Genomic DNA, 18,064 nt, shown 5'->3' on the forward strand with positions numbered 1-18,064 from the left:
GAGGGAGCAGGTCATGATCACGGTGCACCGGGTGATGGGAGCCGAGACCGAGTTCGGGCTGAGCCAGCCGGGCAACCCCGGGGCGAACCCGATGCGCGACTCCGCGCGCGTCGTCGACGCATATGCGGGACCGCGCGGTCTCAAGTCGTCCCAGAGCTTCTGGGACTTCGAGACCGAGTCCCCGCTCGCCGATGCCCGCGGGTTCCTCATGAACGTCGCCGACGCCGACGCCTCCCAGCTCACGCACCTGCCCGCCGAGGCGGTCGAAGCCGAGTACCTCGCCAACGTCGTCACGGAGAACGGCGCCCGCTACTACGTCGACCACGCCCACCCCGAGTACTCCTCTCCCGAGGTGCTCACCCCGCGTGACCTCGTCGCCTACGACCGGGCCGGGGATCTCGTCGCCCTGGCCTCCGTCCGTCGGCTGGCCGCCACCGACGCGCCGGTCAACCTCTACAAGAACAACACCGATTCGAAGGGCGCCTCCTACGGCACCCATGAGAACTACCTCGTCGACCGCACCGTCGACTTCGACGACCTCGTCGCCGGGCTCATCCCGTTCTTCGTCACCCGGCAGATCCTCTGCGGCTCCGGTCGGGTCGGGATCGGCCGCGAAGCGGAGACCCCCGGCTTCCAGATCTCCTCGCGGGCGGACTTCTTCGAAGCCCAGGTCGGACTCGAGACGACCCTGCGCCGCCCCATCGTCAACACCCGTGACGAACCGCATGCCGATCCCGACCGGTACCGCCGACTCCACGTCATCATCGGCGACGCCACCCTCGCCGAACCCGCGACCCTCGTCCGGTTCGGCTCGACCGCCCTCGTCCTCGGCCTCATCGAGGCGGGTCTGGCCCCCCGGATCGAGCTCGCCGACCCGCTCCAGGCGCTCTGGGACGTCTCCCATGATCTCCAGCTGAGCACCCGCCTGCCGCTGGCCGACGGGTCTCACCTGACCGCCCTGGAGATCCAGGACCTCTACTGGACCGCGTGCCGGGAGCACGCGGGCGATGACCCGGAGACGCAGGAGGTGCTCGCCGAATGGCGTCGCTTCCTCGACGGTCTCGCGACCGATCCCACCACGCTCGCCGATTCGATCGACTGGGTCGCCAAATGGGTGCTCCTCGACGGCTACCGGCAGCGGGAGGGACTGTCCTGGGATCATCCCAAGCTCGCCCTCATCGACGTCCAGTACCACGATGTGCGCCCCGAGAAGGGCCTCTTCCACAAGCTCGAGAGGGCCGGGCGGATCACCCGTCTGACGACGCCGGAGGAGGTCGAGGCCGCCGTCACCACCCCGCCGGAGGGCACCCGGGCCTACCTCAGGGGACTCGCGGTGACGCGGTTCTCCGACGCCCTCGTCGCCGCCAGCTGGGACTCCCTCGTCTTCGACGCCGGGGCCGCCGGGCTGGTGCGCCTGCCGATGAGCGAACCCCGCAAGGGAACCCGCGCCCTGCTCGCCGAGCGGCTGTCCGGCGTCGACGACGTCGACGGCCTGCTCACGGCCCTGGGAGTGACTAGACTGAGCGCCAAGACGCAAGAGAGAAGGCTGTGATGAGCTCGAACGAACAGATCAACAAGGACCACTCCGCCGGTGGGGACGAGCCGCCGGTCGATCCGCCGCAGGCGGTGTCCGCCCAGATCAACACCGAGAACGTCGATTCGATCCTCGACGAGATCGACAGCGTGCTCGAGTCCAACGCCGAAGAGTTCGTCCGCAACTTCGTGCAGAAGGGCGGCCAATGAGATGGCAGGGTTCCCGCCTGCATTCCTCAGCTCGACGAGCAACTCCTTCATCGACCTCATCCGGGACCTCGCCCCGGACGCGCTGCCGCAGCCGCAGGGCTCTGCGATGAGCGAGCAGCTGCCGCACGCGACGACGATCGTCGCGTTCCACACCGGCTCCGGCGTCCTCATGGCCGGCGACCGGCGGGCGACGATCGGGAACATGATCGCCTCCCACGCGATGGAGAAGGTGCGTCCCGCCGACGACTACTCCGTCATCGGCATCGCCGGCACCGCCGGTGTCGCCCTCGACCTCATCCGGCTCTTCCAGCTCGAGCTCGAGCACTACGAGAAGATCGAGGACGCCCGGCTCTCCCTCGGTGGGAAGGCCAACCGGCTCGCGGCGATGCTGCGCGGCAACCTCGGACTGGCGATGCAGGGACTGAGCGTCGTGCCGATGTTCGCCGGCGTCGACGACTCCCGCCCCCAGGGTCAGATCTTCAGCTTCGACATCACCGGCGGCAAGTACGAGGAGCACCGCTTCCACGCGATCGGCTCGGGCTCCGGGTTCGCCCGGGGTGCGCTGAAGAAGCTCTGGGAGCCCGGACTCGAGCCCGATGCCGCGCTCACCGTCGCCGTCGAAGCCCTCTTCGACGCCTCCGACGACGATTCGGCGACCGGGGGACCGGACTTCGTGCGGAAGCTCGCCCCGACGGTCTTCACCGTCGAACTCGGCACCGGGGTCAGGGAGGTCCCCGCCGACCGGGTGCTCGCCACCGCCGCCGAGGTGGTCGCGGAGCGGACGCGGAAGGCACAGGCATGACTCAGGCACCGTTCTACGTCTCACCCGAACAGCTGATGAAGGATCGGGCGGACTTCGCGCGCAAGGGCATCGCCCGCGGCCGGTCCGTCGTCGTCCTCCGCTACGACACGGGCATCCTCCTGCTCGCCGAGAACCCTTCGCCGACGCTGCACAAGATCGCCGAGATCTACGACCGCATCGGCTTCGCCGCCGTCGGCAAGTACAACGAGTTCGAGACGCTGCGGCAGGCCGGGGTCCGCTACGCGGACCTGCGCGGCTACTCCTACGACCGCAGCGACGTCACCGCCCGGGGACTGACGAACGCCTACGCCCAGACACTGGCCGGGGTGTTCACGACCGAGTCGAAGCCCTTCGAGGTCGAACTCGTCGTCGCCGAGCTCGGCCGGACCGCCGCGACCGACCAGCTCTATCGGATCACCTACGACGGGTCCGTCATCGATGAGACGGAGCACGTGGCCATCGGCGGTCAGGCCGATGCGATCACCGCCCGCCTCAAGGGGATCGTCACGAGCGCCAAGCCGCTCACCGCGGTCGTCGACCTCGGCGTCGAGGCGCTCAAGGCCGCCGGTTCGGGTCCGCTGCCCGTCGACGACCTCGAAGCCGCCGTGCTCGACCGCGAGGTGCCCGGACATCGCACCTTCCGGCGGCTCTCCGATGCCGCCCTGGCCGAGCTCAGGTCGGACTGATGGCCCGCATCTACGGGCTCGAGACCGAGTACGGGCTCGCCCACACCCCGGGGGAGGACCGGCGGCGGATCGGTCCCGAGGAGATCGCCCGCTACCTCTTCCGACCGGTCGTCAGCTGGGGGCGGTCGTCGAACGTCTTCCTCCCCAACGGCTCCCGCCTCTACCTCGACGTCGGCTCCCACCCGGAGTACGCGACGGCCGAATGCGATTCGCTGCCCGACCTGCTCGCCCAGGACAGGGCCGGCGAGGCGCTGATGATCGACCTCCTCGATCAGGCGCAGGAGGCCCTGGCCGCCGACGGGCTGACCGGGCGGATCCACATGGTGAAGAACAACACGGATGCGGCGGGCAACTCCTACGGCTCGCACGAGAACTTCCTCATCCGGCGCGGCCTCGACTTCAACCGGCTGACCACCGTGCTCCTGCCCTTCCTCGTCACCCGGCAGCTGCTCGTCGGGGCCGGGGCGATCATTCCCCGCACCTCCTCCTTCCATCCCGACGAGGACGTCACGCGCACGGACATGACCTTCGGCCTCTCCGCCCGCTCCGATGTCATGTGGGAGGGCCTGTCCTCGGCGACGACCCGGTCGCGGCCGATCATCAACGCCCGCGACGAACCGCACGCGGATGCGGAGAAGTACCGCCGGCTCCACGTCATCGTCGGCGACTCCTCGATGTCGACGGCCACCTCGGCGCTCAAGCTCGGCTCCGCCGTGCTCATGCTCGACCTCATCGAACAGGGGGCGCGCCTCCCCGACCACGGGCTGCGCCACCCCGTCCGCGACATCCGCGTCATCGCCCGCGACCTCACGGGCAGGACCGTCCTCGAACGCAGCGACGGGTCGACGACGACGCCGCTGGGACTGCTCGCCGACTACCGGGACCGGGCGGCCCACCTCGTCGAGACCGGTGACCACAGCCTCGGCGACGAGGCGCTGGCCGCCTACGTCATCGACCTGTGGTCGCGGATGCTCACCGCCGTCGAGGCGCAGGACTTCGCGGGCGTCGACACCGAGATCGACTGGGTGATCAAGCGCACGCTCATCGACCGGGCGATGGCCCGCGGTGACATCGGGCTGAGCGACCCGCAGATCCAGCGTCTCGACATCGCCTACCACGACATCACCCCGGCCACCGGGCTCTTCCCCAGACTCGAGGCGGCGGGCCTGGCGAAGAGCCTCGTCAGCCGGCAGGCCCAGGACGCGGCGAAGGAGGCTCCGCCGCAGACGACGCGGGCGGCCGTGCGCGGAGAGTTCATCCGCGCCGCCCACGACGCCCGCCGCGACTACACCGTCGACTGGGTCCACCTGCGCCTCAACGACGAATCGGGCCGCGCCGTGGCGCTCAAGGATCCCTTCTCTCCGACGCATCCGCAGGCGGAAGCTCTCATCGCCGGCCTGTAGGATCGTCTGGAACATTCCGACGAAAGGAACCACGTGCGCACCACAGTGCTCAGCGCCATCGCGGCAGCCGTGCTGCTGCTCTCGGCCTGCGGGTCGTCCGAGCCCGACGACAGCGGAGCGAGCGCTCCGGCCTCCGTGCCCGCCCAGGACGCGAAGTCGACGAGCCTCGACGACATCACCGTCGACGGCGATCCGGGCGAGAAGCCGACAGTGGAGTTCACCGCCCCGCTCGTCGTCGAATCGACCGAGGCGAAGGTGCTCAGCGAGGGCGACGGCGATCCGGTGGCCGCCGGCGAGCAGGTCACCGCGCAGATGACGCTGGTCTCCGGCGTCACCGGCGAGGTCATCGAGTCGAGCTACGACTCGGGTTCGCCCGCCGGGTTCCCCATGGACAAGTCCCAGATCTCCGAGGACCTCTACACCGCGATCGAGGGCAAGAAGGTCGGCTCCCGGGTGCTCATGACCCTCAACGGCAGCCCCCAGCAGGGTCAGCCGAGCCAGACGCTCATCTACGTCATCGACATCGAGAAGACCTCGCAGCCGCTCACCCGCGCCGAGGGCGAGGAGGCCGACCAGTCCGGCAACCCCGTGACCGTGACGTGGGAGGACAACGGCGAACCGAAGATCACCGCTCCCACCGGCGACAAGCCGAGCGACCTCCAGTCGTTCACGACGATCGAGGGCACCGGCCCCGAGGTCAAGGAGGGCCAGACCGTCGCCGTGAAGTACACCGGATGGCTGTGGGACGACACGTCGCAGCCGTTCGACTCGAACTGGCCCGAGGGCAGCCAGCCGTTCCCCGTCTCCCCGGTGGGTCAGGCCAACGTCATCGACGGCTGGAACGAAGGCCTCATCGGGCACAAGGTCGGCAGCCAGATCGTCCTCGTCATTCCCCCGGACAAGGGGTACGGCTCGGCCGGCAGCCCGCCGAAGATCCCGGAGAACGCGACGCTGATCTTCGTCATCGACATCCTCTCGGCCGACGGCTGAGACGGCACGAGCGCTCGACCGCCCGGTCAGGCGCTGCAGTCCACCACCAAGGAGGAACACCATGGCCAAGCAGAAGCCCGAAGTCGAATTCCCCGGCGGGGAGGCTCCCACGGAGCTCGTCATCGTCGACGACATCATCGGCGACGGCCCCGAGGCGAAGCCCGGGGACACCGTGAGCGTCAACTACGTCGGCGTCGCCCACTCGACGGGCGAGGAGTTCGACGCCTCGTACAACCGCGGCACCCCGCTCGAGTTCCGTCTCGGCTCCGGCATGGTCATCGCCGGCTGGGACCAGGGCATCCAGGGGATGAAGGTCGGCGGCCGCCGCACCCTGCAGATCCCCGCGCACCTCGCCTACGGCGATCAGGGTGCCGGCGGGGTCATCAAGCCCGGCGAGTCGCTGATCTTCGTCTGCGACCTCGAAGGCGTCCGCTGAGCCGACGCCGACTCAGGCGGGGGAGACGAGCCCCGCCGCATACCTGCCCGCCGCGGCGGCAGCGAGGAACGCTGCCGCATCGGCGGGCAGTCTGCGTCCCATCGTCGACAGGCCCACGGGGCTGTCCTCCAGGGCCGCCCACAGCCCGGTGAGATCGACGTCGACGAGCTCATGGTCGCGCAGCTGCGGCAGCTGGTCGGCGACCACTTCGGCGATGACCTGCGGGTCGGGATCCATGGCGGCGCGGTCGGTCTCCGGCAGCGTCGCGAAGTCGGGCACCGGCACCCGCACGCCCGGACGGGCCACCTCGGCGAGCGCGGTGAGCGTATGGTGGGAGATCCCGAAATGCCGGCCCCGGGCGTCGGCGTTCGACATCCGCAGCACCCCGACGGGGATGCCGCCGAGGAGGGCGGCGGCGTTGAGGTGCTCGCCGACGACGAGACCGGAGAACCCGTACTTCGTTCCCGTTCCGAGGTTGCCCGGTCCCTGCGCGACGACGGCGATGTCGGCGCCGAGGACGTGCTTGGCCGCGAGCAGGCCGGTGTGGATCGTCACCGCCTCGTGATCAGCACCCCACGACTGACCCGTGCTGATGCTGCCGGCGATCCACCCGGCAGCGGTGAGACCGGCCACGGCCTGGGAGAACGCGGCCGGCAGCGCCGCGCCGTCGGTGAGGATGTAGGCGATGCGCAGCGTCGGATCGACGGCGCGGATGCCGGCGACGATCGCCGGCAGCGCGGAGTGGAGGTCGGCGACGACGACGGGCATGCCGTCGATCGAGTCCGCCGCGGCGAGGGTCTCATGATGCTCCGACTCCTGATCGTCGACGCCGAGGACCATCGTCTGCAGGGGGGAGTAGCGGTCCTTGACGAGATGGCCGGGACCCGGGGCCGGGTCCGCGGGCAGACGGTCGGGCAACGCCACGATGAGGCCGAAGCCGCCGGTGCCGAGCCGCTTCGCGAGCGCGGAGACGTTGAGCAGGACGGTGTCGCCGACCTGCGGCGTGCCGACCGCCTCGGTGTAGGCGATCGCCCTGATCCGGGCCACATCCGTGCCCGGCAGCGGCCGATCGAGGTCGGCGTCGACCTCGGTGAGGCCGGGACGGGAGGAGCGGATGCCTGCGACAGTGCCTGTGCGCCAATGAATCATGGTCCCAACCCTATCGCCCGATCCCTGTGGCGGTGGGTTACGGTGGATGCTGTGAACACACAACGCGCCAGCCGCCAGCGGCAGCAGACCGAGCGGCTGATGAACCTGCTCATCGCCCTGCGGGCGGCCCGCGGCTGGGTGTCCCGGACGACCCTGATGAGCGCCATCGACGGCTACGGCGACCTCGACGACGCCGCCTTCGACCGCAAGTTCTCCCGCGACAAGGAGCTGCTGCGGCACATGGGGATCACGATCGCGACCCGCGGCGAGCACGACGCGTACTCCGATGTCGGGGAGACCGGGTACCGGATCTCCACCGACGACTATGCGATGGGCGATGTCGATCTCACCCCCGCCGAGGCGGCAGCGGTGGCCGTGGCCGCGCGCTTCTGGTCCGACACCGAACTCGGCGCCTCGAGTGCGCAGGCCCTGACGAAGCTGCGGGCGCTCGGCATCGAGCTCACCGCCGGGCAGGGGCTGAGCATCGGCCCGGGGGCGGCGAGCAAACTCGGCAACGTCAACTTCGCCACCGCCCTCCACCACATCAACGCCCGGGAAGCGGTGAGCTTCAAGTACCACAAGCCCGGGCAGAGCCCGCGGAAGGTGCGCCTCGAACCCTACGCCCTGCTCAGCCGCGGGGACCGGGTCTACCTCATCGGCTTCGACCTCGACCGGGGTGCCGAACGCACGTTCCGGCTCACCCGGATCGAGGGGAAGCTCACCAAGCTCGGCGGACGGGAGCCCGGGGACTACGAGATCCCCGCCGACTTCGCGCCCGCGGTCAGCCTCCAGGCGAGCACCGAGATGGCCGTCGTCACCGAGGCGCGGCTGCGCCTCGCCGCCCACCGGGCCGATCCGCTGCGCCGGCGCCGGGTGCGCGAGGACGGCGAGGACATCATCGTCGAGTACTCCGACGCCCAGACGCTCGCCGCCGAGATCGTCGGCTTCGGCGACGCCGTCGAGGTCCGCGGGCCCGCCGAGCTCGTCCGCGCGGTGCAGGCGCGCCGGGAGACGATCGCCGATTCCCTCGACCGCTTGGGAGGTCGCAGTGTCCTCAGCGCGTGAGAGGCTCACCCGGCTGCTCAGCCTCGTGCCCTACCTCGACGCCCACCCCGGCGCCGACCTCGAGGAGACGGCGGCGTACTTCGGCATCGACGCGGCGACCCTCATCGACGACCTCGAGCTCCTCTTCGTCACCGGTCGTCCCGGCCACATGCCCGACGACCTCATCGACGCGACGTGGGACGGCGGGAAGATCTTTATCTCCAACGCCGAGGAGGTCTCCGTCCCCGTGCGCCTGAGCGCCGAGGAGGCCGGTGTCCTCGTCCTCGCCCTCGAGCTCATCGCCGCCCTGCCGGGACTCGACGCCGAGGCGGTGCGCACGGCGGCGGCGAAGCTGCGGGTCGCGGCAGGGGAGAACCTCCACACCCCCGTCGACGTCGATCCCGTCCCCGCCGACGAGGAGCTGATGAGCGCGCTCAAGGGGTTCATCGCCGCCGAGGCGGCCGTCGAGATCGACTACTACGTCGAGTCCCGCGACGAACTGACCACGCGCACCATCGCCCCCACGCGGCTCGTGCCCGGGGCCGACTGGTATCTCGATGCGTGGTGCTACTCCGCGCAGGGCCCGCGCCGCTTCGCCCTGTCCCGGATCCGCGCCTGGACGGAGACCGCGCATCCGCCGATGCACGAGGGTGCCGCCCCCGAGGCGCCGACCGAGGTGACGATGACCCTGACCGCGGCCGGGGCGTGGCTCGCCGACGAGCTCGACGTCCGTGAGCGGACGTACGGCGTCGACGGCGACGGCAGCGTCGAGATCCGTCTCACCGTTCACTCCCGCGACTGGCTGGCCCGGTTCCTCCTCGGCCATGCCGACGTCGTCTCCGCCATCGACGCGCCGGCCGCGGTGGCCGCCGCCCGGGAGCGCCTCGGCTGATCGGCGCGCGCGGATGAAAGGCTCAGCCGCACAGCGTAGAATTGCCAGGAGCAGTCACAAGCCTAGGAGCTCTCATGAACTTAAGCCCCATGCACATCGCCGTGGTGGTCATCGTCATCATCCTCATCTTCGGTGCTCCCAAGCTGCCGATGCTGGCCAGGAGCCTCGGCCAGTCGCTGAAGATCTTCAAGTCCGAGGTCAAGGACCTCCGCAGCGATGACAACGAAGAGAAGACCACCGAACCGGGTCAGCTGGGACGAGAGTCCGACCAGTCGGCCCCGCGCACCACGCCTGATGCCGCGCCGAACCCGTCCGCGGCGCAGCCGAACCAGGATCCGCAGTCTCGCGAGAAGTGAAATCCCACAGCGAACGGAGCGGCCTGTCCTCACGGAAGAAGAACCCTGAGAAGAAGATGCCCGTCATGGGGCATCTCATCGAACTGCGCAACCGGTTCGTCATCGCGGCCGTCGCCATCCTCCTCGGCGCCATCGGCGGCTGGTTCCTCTACGACCCGGTCCTCGACATCCTCCAGGAGCCGGTGAGGACGATCAACGACTCCACCGGTCGGGTGGCGCAGGTCAACTTCGCCGGCGTCGCCTCGCCGTTCGACATGAAGATCAAGCTCTCGTTCTTCATCGGCCTCTTCATCTCGTGCCCGATCTGGCTCTATCAGGTCTGGGCGTTCGTCGTCCCCGGCCTGACGAAGAAGGAGAAGCGCTACTCGTTCGGGTTCCTCGGCGCCGCCGTCCCGCTCTTCCTCGCGGGCGCCGCGATGGCGTTCTTCGCGCTGCCGAACGCCGTCAAGGCCCTGACCTCGTTCACGCCCTCTGGCGCGACGAACATCATCCCGGCGCAGGACTACCTCAACTTCGTCATGGTCATCATCGTCGTCTTCGGCCTCGCCTTCGTGCTGCCCGTCCTCATGGTCGGACTCAACATGCTCGGCATCCTCTCGGCGACGCGGATCCGCAAGTCCTGGCGCATCATCGTGATGATCACCTTCGTCTTCGCCGCCGTCGCCACCCCCACCCCCGATGCGATGTCGATGTTCTTCCTCGTCATCCCCATGCTCACGCTCTTCTGCCTGGCGTGGGGGATCTGCGTGCTCGGCGACCGCAGACGCAAGCGCAAGCTCGTCGCCCAGGGCGTCTGGGTCGACCCGGACGAACTCGACGACGACGATGAGAAGGGACAGCGATGAACGACTCCCAGAGTCCGGCCGCCGCGTATGCGGAGTTCCGGGCCCGCGCCGAACGCGACCAGACGCCGCTGGGACGGTTCATCGCCCGCACCGACTTCGCCCTCGACGACTTCCAGCTCGAGGCCTGCACCGAACTGCAGGAGGGCAAGGACGTCCTCGTCACCGCGCCCACCGGGGCGGGCAAGACGATCATCGCCGAATTCGCCGTCGACCTCGCGATGGACGAGGGCAAGCGGGTCTTCTACACGACCCCGATCAAGGCCCTGAGCAATCAGAAGTTCGCCGATCTCGTCGCCGTCCACGGGGCGGAGAACGTCGGCCTCCTCACCGGTGACACGTCGATCCGGCGCGATGCGCCGATCATCGTCATGACGACCGAAGTGCTGCGCAACATGCTCTACAACGACCCCGAGGGCCTCGACGACCTCGGCTTCGTCGTCCTCGACGAGGTCCACTACCTCGCCGACCGCTTCCGCGGGCCCGTGTGGGAAGAGGTCATCATCCACCTGCCCGAACGCGTCCAGGTCGTCTCGCTCTCGGCGACGGTGTCGAACGTCGAGGAGTTCGGGGCGTGGCTGCGCGAGGTCCGCGGGCCGACGACGGTGATCTCGACCTCGCACCGTCCGGTGCCGCTGGTCAACCACGCGCTCGTCGGGCACCGCATGTACGACCTCTTCACCCACCACGACTCCGAGCGCATCGATCCCGCCCTCTCCCACGCCACCCGGACGTACGGGGGACCGCGGTCGAAGCGCGAGCGCGGGGCCAAGGCCCGCTTCCGCCGGCCCAGCCGCACGCAGATCGTCGCCTCCCTCGCCGAGGCGGGGATGCTGCCGGCGATCATGTTCATCTTCTCCCGCAACGGCTGCGACGAAGCCGTCGAGCAGTACATCGCCACAGGGGCCGACCTCAACACGCGTGAGGACAAGGTCATCGTCAACGCCGCGCTCGAGCGACTGCGCGACGAACTGCCCGCCGAGGACCTCGGAATCCTCGGCTACCACTCGTTCCGCGAGGGGCTCCTCCTCGGCGTGGCCGCCCACCATGCCGGGATGATCCCGCAGTTCAAGGAACTCGTCGAGGAGCTCTTCTCCGCCGGCGTCATCAAGGTCGTCTTCGCCACGGAGACCCTGGCGCTGGGCATCAACATGCCCGCCCGCACCGTCGTCCTCGAGAAGCTCGTGAAGTTCAACGGCGAAGCCCATGCGTCGATCACCCCGGGGGAGTACACGCAGCTGACCGGCCGCGCCGGCCGCCGCGGCATCGACCGGATCGGCCACGCCGTCGTCGTGTGGCATCCGACGATGGACATCAGCGAGGTCGCCGGTCTCGCCTCGAACCGCTCGTACGCGCTGAGCTCGGCGTTCGGTCCGACATACAACATGACGGCGAACCTGCTCTCCCGGATGAGTCCCGCCGACGCGGCGAAGGTGCTCGAGACCTCGTTCGCCCAGTTCCAGGCCGACAAGGCCGTCGTCGGTCTGGCCCGGAAGGTCCGGAAGAACGAAGCGACGATCGCGGCGTACGAGACGTCGATGCAGTGCGACCGCGGCGACTTCGGCGAGTACGCGCGGCTGCGGCAGCAGATCTCCGAGACGGAGAAGCAGGAGACGCGGACGAAGTCGAAGACGAAGCAGCGGGACATCGTCGAATCGCTGACCGCGCTCAAGGTCGGCGATGTCATCACCCTGCCGACGAAGCGCGTCGAGGGCACCGCGGTGATCATCGCCCCGATGAGCTCCCGCGACGGGGTCTCCCGGCTGCCGACGGTGCTCACCGAACAGGGCAAGGTCTGGCATCTGCGTCCCCACGAGGTCACCGAACCGGTCGCCTCGATGGGGCGGATCAAGGTGCCGAAGAAGTTCAATCACCGGCAGGCCGCCGACCGGCGGGTGCTGCTCGGCATCCTCGCCGAGGCGATCGCCGACGGCCGCGTCGACCGTGACGCGCACTGGGTCTCGACCCCGACGGGCACCGGGGTGAGCACGACGGTCGCCGAACTCCAGGCGCGGCTGCGGGCCCATCCCTGCCATGACTGTCCCGACCGCGAGATGCACGCCCGGTGGGCCAATCGCGCGGCGAAGCTGCAGAAGGAGAACGCGTCGCTCATCAAGCGCATCGAGGGACGCACGACCTCGATCGCCCTCGTCTTCGAACGCGTGCAGGAGGTGCTGGCGACGCTCGGGTTCGACCCGGAGCATTCTGACATGCTGCGCCGCATCTACGGGGAGCGCGACCTCCTCGTGGCGCTGACGGTCCGCGCCGGCCTCTGGGACAGGCTCACGGAACCCGAACTCGCGGCCTTCGCCTCGAGCTTCGTCTACCAGGCCCGGCGCAGCGAGAGCTTCCACGCCGAACGCGCCCCCAGCCGCGACCTCAAGGTCGCAGGCGATGAGGCGATCGACCTGTGGAAGGAGCTCTACCGGCTCGAGGAGCAGCACGCGCTGACCCCGACGCCGGAACCCGACCGCGGGCTGTTCACTCCGATGTACCGGTGGACGGAGGGCAAGAACCTCGCCGAGTCCCTGAGGGGCACGGACATCGCCGCCGGCGACTTCGTCCGCTGGGCGAAGCAGACGCTCGACCTCCTCGGACAGCTCACCGAGGTCGTCACCCCGGAGACCGCGGTGCGCATCCGCCGGACCATCGATGCGGTGCGCCGCGGCGTCGTCGCCGACGACTCCTGAGGCGACGACGCGCGAGCCGCCGGCTCGCGTACCCCTGCCTCGCGAGCCGGCGCCTCAGCGGCGGATGCGCTTGACGATGTTCTCGATGTCGGAGCCGAAGGCGTTCTCCGTCGTCAGATAGGTCCACGTCGACGAGGGGCGCTTGAGGCCGTGGGAGGCGAGGTCGATCCCGGTGTCGGTGAACTCCGCTTCCTCGACCGTGGCCTGCGAGTCGTCGAGGACATCGGACCAGAACGAGGAGAACACGCGGATCGACTCCGTGTTGAACGCCTCGTGCGGCTTCTCCTTCGCGAAGGTGCGCAGGTGGATGCCCTCCCGCAGGTCGTTGAGGAACGCGAGATGGTCGACCCACCGGGCGTCGAGGTGGAAGAGGAGCACGGAGCGCAGGCTCTCATCGATGAGGTCGGTCGAATGCTCCTTCTCGAGGTCGGTCACCGTGTCCCCGAGGCGCTCCCTGAGCTCGTCGATGGCCTCGTTGTCCTCCCGCAGCTCCCGGCGGCGGGCGAGGACGAGTTCGCGCTGCTTGGCCATGAGCTCGTTGAACCGCCACGTGTCGCGGTGCAGGGCCGTGTTCTGCCCCTCCGCGACCCGCTGGGCGTGCTCGACGAGGGTGAGGGCCCGCTTCGATTCGATCCATCCGTTCTCATCGCCCTCGGTGACGAAGCGCTGGATCTCCGGGACGCGGGTGAGGAGCTCGTCCTCGAGGCTTGTGAAGAACACCGATGATCCCGGATCCCCCTGCCGTCCGGCACGACCGCGCAGCTGGTCGTCGAGGCGGGAGGAGAGGTAGCGTCCGGCGCCGATGACGAGCAGCCCGCCGGCCTCGGCGACCTCGTCGTCGGCGAGGCGGATGTCGGTGCCGCGCCCGGCCATCTGGGTCGACACGGTCACGGCGCCGGCGCGTCCGGCATCGCCGATGATCGCGGCTTCGGCCGAGTCGTCCTTGGCATTGAGGACGGCGACGTCGACGCCGCGGTCGATGAGGCGGGCGGCCAGGGATTCGCTTTCGGCCACCGAGGAGGTGCCGATGAGCACGGGGCGGCCCTTCGTGTGGTTCTCGACGACCTCCTCGACGATGGCCCGCTCCTTCGACTCCTGATACGTGTAGAGCCGGTCGGGTTCGTCATCGCGGATGACGGGCAGATGCGTGTCGACGGGGACGATCTCGAGTGAGTAGAACTCGCGGAGGTCGTCGCCGACGGCGAGCGCCGTTCCGGTCATCCCGCACACGGTGGCATAGCCGTGGATGAGCTCTTCGACCGTCATCTGGTCGAGGATCTCCCCGCTCTCGGTGGTCACGAGCTTCTCCTTGGCCTCGACGGCGGCCTGGAGGCCGTCGGGCCAGCGCTGGAGTTCGGCGACGCGGCCGCGGGAGGCGGAGATGAGCTTGATCGCTCCGTCGACGACGAGGTAGTCGACGTCGCGTTTGACGAGCGCCTTGGCGTAGAGGGCGAGGTTGACGGCGGCGAGGTCTGCCGCGCCGTCGCCGTAGAGCTCGACCCCGAGTTCGTCCTCGACGCGGGTGACGCCGTCGTCGGTCAGGGACACCGCGCGGCGGTCGGGGCTGATCTCGTAGTCGACGCCCGGGTGGAGGGTCTCGACGAGCGCGGCGATGCGCTCGTTGCCGTCCTCGATGCTCGAGGAGCCGGCGAGGACGAGGGGGACCCTGGCTTCGTCGATGAGGACGGAGTCGGCCTCGTCGACGATGACGACGTCGCGTTCGGCGACCCTGATGTCGTCATCGTCGAGGACGAAGCGGTCGCGCAACACGTCGAAGCCGACCTCGGTGACCGAGGCGTAGAGCACCTCGGCACGGTAGGCGGCGCGGCGCTCGGCGTCGTCCTGGGCAGCGGAGATCGCCGCGGAGGTCACGCCGAGGAGGTCGAAGACCGGCTGCATCCAGCTGCGGTCGCGCACCGCGAGGTAGTCGTTGACGCTGACGACGTGGACCCGGCGGCCCTGGAGCGCGTACCCGGCGGCAGCGAGGGCGCCGACGAGGGTCTTGCCCTCACCGGTGGCCATCTGGACGATGTGGCCCTGGAGGAGACCGACGAGACCGGTCAGCTGCGTGTCGTAGGCGCGTTCGCCGAGGGTGCGTTCGGCGGCTTCGCGGGCGAGTGCGGCGTATCGGATGAGCGTGTCCTTGGCTCCGCCGCTGGCGAAGACCTCACTGGCCGCCTCGGTGAGTTCGGCATCGCTGAGATCGGCGAATTCGGCGCCGGCGGCGTCGATGTCCGCGGTGGCCTTCTCGAACCAGCCGGTGGCCTTCTCGGCCTGCGCGCCCGGGCGGTTGAGCAAACGGGAAAGGAGTCCCAAGTCATCGTCCTGTCTGTTGCGGGGGTCGAGAGTCGATTCTATCCTCGACGGCGATCGGCCATGACCCGTCGACGACCGCCTCGGCGTTGCCCTTGCGGCGCAGGAACGACTGGAGATCCGCGGCCTGAGCGCGCTTCCAGTCCCGCTGGGCGGCCATGATCTGCGGCCCGGTCAGTCCCGCGATCTCCACCGAGCTGTCAGCGATCGCTCGGGAGATGTCCAGGGCGGCGCGCGCGTCGGCGGCCGCGTCGTGGGCGTCGAGGAGGGCGACGTGCCATGCCTCGGCGGTCGCGGTCAGGGTGCGCTTGCCCTTGCGGTACCGGTCGACGTGCCGGTCGATGACGAAGGTGTCGACGATCGCCGGCAGCAGCTCGCTCAGCGTGAGGTCGGGGCGGTGGCGCCGGACCTCGGCGTCGAGGACGCTGAGGTCGTAGACGATGTTGTGTCCGACGACGACGGCGCCCTCGTCGCGGAAGCCGGCGAACGCTGAGCACAGGGCGGTGACGACCTCGACGGCGGGGGAGCCGTTGGCCTGCGCGTACTCCGTGGTGATGCCGTGGACGGCGCGGGCGGACTCGGGGATCTCGATGCCGGGATCGGCCAGCCACATCTCGACGCGGTCGGGGTCCTCGACGAGCGCGGCGGTGACGATGCGCGCGGTCGCCGGTTCGACCCCCGTCGTCTCGAGGTCGAAGCCGATGAGGCGGGCCTGCGGCCACGGCGGCGCGGTGGCAGCACTCGAGGCAGGCCCCGGCGCGGGCACGGCCGCTGTGTCCGCCGCCGGGGCGGCGCCGTCGCGGGCGGCTTCGCTCAGGGCCGCGAGCAGGTTGTCGACGGAGCGGGTGATGTTCTGTCCCGCCGCGGCCGCCGTCACGGCGTCGGCGTCGACCGGGTGGGGCAGCGCCGTGAGATCGAGACCGTGGGCGACGTCGGTCAGGCACGTCATCACGTCGACGGTCTTGAGCAGCGTCTCCTCGGAGTCGACGATCGTCGTCGCCCGCTTCGGGCTCAGACCCCCGTCCTTGACCCCTGCCTTGGCCGCGGAGATGATGCCGGACAGCGAGCCGAAGCTCGTCAGCAGGGTGGCGGCGGTCTTCTCCCCGATGCCCGGCGCGCCCGGCAGCCCGTCGGAGGGGTCGCCGCGCAGCGCGGCGAGCTCACGGTAGCGCAGGCCGGTCGCGACCCCGTAGAGCGCCGGGAGGTCGGCGGCGCCGATGGCCTCCCATTCGCCGCCCTTGCGCGGGCGCAGCACGCTGATGTCGCGCTCGGCGTCGAGGAGGGCGAGCAGGTCCCGGTCGGGGGAGACGATGACGACCGGGGTCGTCGACTCCGCGGCGAGAGTGGCGATGACGTCGTCGGCCTCGGTCCCTTCCACCTCGGCGATGGGAATGCCGGCGGCCGCGAGCACCCGACGCATGATCGGCAGCTGGGCGTCGAGTTCGGGAGGGATCTCCGTGCCGGCCTCGGCGTCCTTGATCCGGGCCGCCTTGTACTCGGGCATGATCCGGGTGCGGAACTCCGGGCGCCAGTCGGCGTCCATCGTCGCGATCACCCGCGCCGAGGAGAAGCGGCGGATCATCTGGGCGATGGCGTCGATGACTCCGCGGACGGCGTTGACCGGCTGGCCCTCGTCGTTGACGATCGAATCCGGCACCGAATAGTAGGCGCGGTAGTAGAGCGCGGGCGTGTCGACGAGTACCAAAGGCTTCACAGTCCCCGACGATACCCGACGGCGCTGACACCGCGACGCCCGATGCGCGCGGTGCGCGGCGGCAGGTGTAGCCTGGCGGCTGTGATCATGTACTACGGCGGAGATGTCTACAGCAGCGTCGATCCCTTCGCGACTGCCCTCGGCAGCGCGGACGGGACCGTGAACTTCATCGGCTCGGACGAGGCGGCACTCGCCCTCGACGCCGAGGCGATCGACCTGGGCGGTGACTTCCTCACGCCCGGGTTCGTCCATGCCGGCCTCCTCCTCGACGAGGCGGCGCCGAGTCCGGCCGCCCTCCATGACGCGGGCATCGCCTACGTCCACGCCCTCGGCGATGAGGCGGGCATTGCGCGCTTCGCGGCCGACGCGCCCGAGGGCCTCACGGTCATCGGCTACCCGGAGCTCGCGGCCGGCGGCAGCCGGGCGTGGCTGCCCGCCGCGGCCCTGGCGGAACTGACGGCCCTGCCCGAGACCTCCCTCTACCTCGTCGTCGCCGACGCTGAGGAGCTCACCGCAGTGCTCACCCGACTCGCCGCGGACCCCGCCCACGCGCAGCGCTGGGGGTACCGTCTGCTCCTCGACTTCACGGTGCCCGCGTCCCTCGTCGATGACATCGGCCGGACCGGTGTCGCACTCACCCTCGACCCGAGCCGCGACCAGCCCCTGGCCGCGCTGCTCTCCGCCGGAGCGCAGGTCTCCTTCGTCTTCGCCCACGAATCGCCGTGGGTGAGCGTGCGCGACGCGGTCATCGGCAGCGACGGGGTCGGCGCGCGCGCCGCCTTCAACGCCGCCACCCGGTTCGCCCACCGGGCCGCTGGCAACCCCGAGGGCGGAGTGCTCCGTCCCGGTGCCGCCGCCGACTACGTGCGGTGGCGGGTCGAACGCCTCGTCGTCCAGGTCGCCGACCCCCGGGTGGCGGCGTGGAGCACGGATCCGGCCTCCGGCACCCCCGGGCTGCCCGAGCTCGCTCCCGACGTCGCCCTGCCGACACGCGTGAGCTGAGC

16 protein-coding genes are annotated in these 18,064 nt (G+C 69.9%); 13 read left to right on the top strand and 3 right to left on the bottom strand.

Annotated elements, in window-relative coordinates; genetic code table 11:
* Positions 1-13 precede the first annotated feature (13 nt).
* The 7 genes from dop to J9315_RS08610 all read left to right on the top strand — a co-directional run bounded on the left by dop (position 14) and on the right by J9315_RS08610 (position 6,060).
* Complete coding sequence (gene dop, locus J9315_RS08580; RefSeq protein WP_198498784.1) at positions 14-1,552, top strand: depupylase/deamidase Dop; 1,539 nt, start codon at positions 14-16, stop codon at positions 1,550-1,552.
* Positions 1,552-1,743, top strand: a complete 192-nt coding sequence (locus tag J9315_RS08585; RefSeq protein ID WP_095375555.1) for a ubiquitin-like protein Pup — start codon at positions 1,552-1,554, stop codon at positions 1,741-1,743. Before dop ends, J9315_RS08585 begins: the two co-directional genes overlap by 1 nt.
* A gap of 1 nt (position 1,744) precedes the next feature.
* Entirely contained in the window at positions 1,745-2,545 is an 801-nt protein-coding gene (prcB, locus tag J9315_RS08590) for a proteasome subunit beta (RefSeq protein ID WP_198498783.1), read from the top strand.
* A complete protein-coding gene (gene prcA, locus J9315_RS08595) occupies positions 2,542-3,231 on the top strand; it encodes a proteasome subunit alpha (protein ID WP_198498782.1) in 690 nt (229 codons plus the stop codon). Before prcB ends, prcA begins: the two co-directional genes overlap by 4 nt.
* Positions 3,231-4,634, top strand: coding sequence for a Pup--protein ligase (gene pafA / locus J9315_RS08600; RefSeq protein ID WP_332839524.1), 1,404 nt, complete (start codon positions 3,231-3,233; stop codon positions 4,632-4,634). Before prcA ends, pafA begins: the two co-directional genes overlap by 1 nt.
* A gap of 33 nt (positions 4,635-4,667) precedes the next feature.
* On the top strand, positions 4,668-5,624 hold the full coding sequence (locus J9315_RS08605; RefSeq protein WP_232623598.1) for an FKBP-type peptidyl-prolyl cis-trans isomerase: 957 nt from the start codon (positions 4,668-4,670) through the stop codon (positions 5,622-5,624).
* Between the two features lie 61 nt (positions 5,625-5,685).
* The gene (locus J9315_RS08610; protein ID WP_198498781.1) at positions 5,686-6,060 is read left to right on the top strand and encodes an FKBP-type peptidyl-prolyl cis-trans isomerase; all 375 of its coding nucleotides are present in this window, start codon (positions 5,686-5,688) and stop codon (positions 6,058-6,060) included.
* Positions 6,061-6,072: 12 nt separating this feature from the next.
* On the opposite strand, the gene J9315_RS08615 is transcribed toward J9315_RS08610, so the two are convergent.
* Positions 6,073-7,209, bottom strand: coding sequence for a DUF3866 family protein (locus J9315_RS08615; protein ID WP_198498780.1), 1,137 nt, complete (start codon positions 7,207-7,209; stop codon positions 6,073-6,075).
* Between the two features lie 51 nt (positions 7,210-7,260).
* Between J9315_RS08615 and J9315_RS08620 the strand changes: the two genes are divergently transcribed.
* The 5 genes from J9315_RS08620 to J9315_RS08640 all read left to right on the top strand — a co-directional run bounded on the left by J9315_RS08620 (position 7,261) and on the right by J9315_RS08640 (position 13,033).
* Positions 7,261-8,274, top strand: a complete 1,014-nt coding sequence (locus J9315_RS08620) for a WYL domain-containing protein (RefSeq protein ID WP_232623597.1) — start codon at positions 7,261-7,263, stop codon at positions 8,272-8,274.
* Complete coding sequence (locus J9315_RS08625) at positions 8,258-9,145, top strand: WYL domain-containing protein (protein WP_198498779.1); 888 nt, start codon at positions 8,258-8,260, stop codon at positions 9,143-9,145. Before J9315_RS08620 ends, J9315_RS08625 begins: the two co-directional genes overlap by 17 nt.
* 74 nt (positions 9,146-9,219) lie before the next feature.
* A complete protein-coding gene (tatA, locus tag J9315_RS08630) occupies positions 9,220-9,501 on the top strand; it encodes a Sec-independent protein translocase subunit TatA (RefSeq protein ID WP_232623596.1) in 282 nt (93 codons plus the stop codon).
* Between the two features lie 56 nt (positions 9,502-9,557).
* Complete coding sequence (gene tatC, locus J9315_RS08635; protein ID WP_171006939.1) at positions 9,558-10,346, top strand: twin-arginine translocase subunit TatC; 789 nt, start codon at positions 9,558-9,560, stop codon at positions 10,344-10,346.
* The gene (locus J9315_RS08640) at positions 10,343-13,033 is read left to right on the top strand and encodes a DEAD/DEAH box helicase (RefSeq protein ID WP_198498778.1); all 2,691 of its coding nucleotides are present in this window, start codon (positions 10,343-10,345) and stop codon (positions 13,031-13,033) included. The genes tatC and J9315_RS08640 overlap by 4 nt, the downstream gene beginning before the upstream one ends.
* Before the next feature lie 54 nt (positions 13,034-13,087).
* Here J9315_RS08640 and secA2 read toward each other — a convergent pair whose 3' ends face one another.
* Together secA2 and J9315_RS08650 are read right to left on the bottom strand one after the other, a co-directional pair.
* Positions 13,088-15,349 carry an accessory Sec system translocase SecA2 gene (secA2, locus tag J9315_RS08645; protein WP_198498777.1) on the bottom strand — a complete coding sequence of 754 codons (2,262 nt, stop codon included), beginning with the start codon at positions 15,347-15,349 and terminating at the stop codon, positions 13,088-13,090.
* A 1-nt stretch (position 15,350) separates the two neighbouring features.
* On the bottom strand, positions 15,351-17,060 hold the full coding sequence (locus J9315_RS08650) for a 5'-3' exonuclease H3TH domain-containing protein (protein WP_232623595.1): 1,710 nt from the start codon (positions 17,058-17,060) through the stop codon (positions 15,351-15,353).
* A gap of 87 nt (positions 17,061-17,147) precedes the next feature.
* Here J9315_RS08650 and J9315_RS08655 point away from each other — a divergent pair, with 87 nt between their 5' ends.
* Positions 17,148-18,062, top strand: a complete 915-nt coding sequence (locus J9315_RS08655) for a metal-dependent hydrolase (RefSeq protein WP_198500968.1) — start codon at positions 17,148-17,150, stop codon at positions 18,060-18,062.
* Positions 18,063-18,064: the final 2 nt, after the last annotated feature.

Source organism: Brevibacterium sp. W7.2, from assembly GCF_018137945.1.
Lineage (GTDB): Bacteria > Actinomycetota > Actinomycetes > Actinomycetales > Brevibacteriaceae > Brevibacterium > Brevibacterium sanguinis.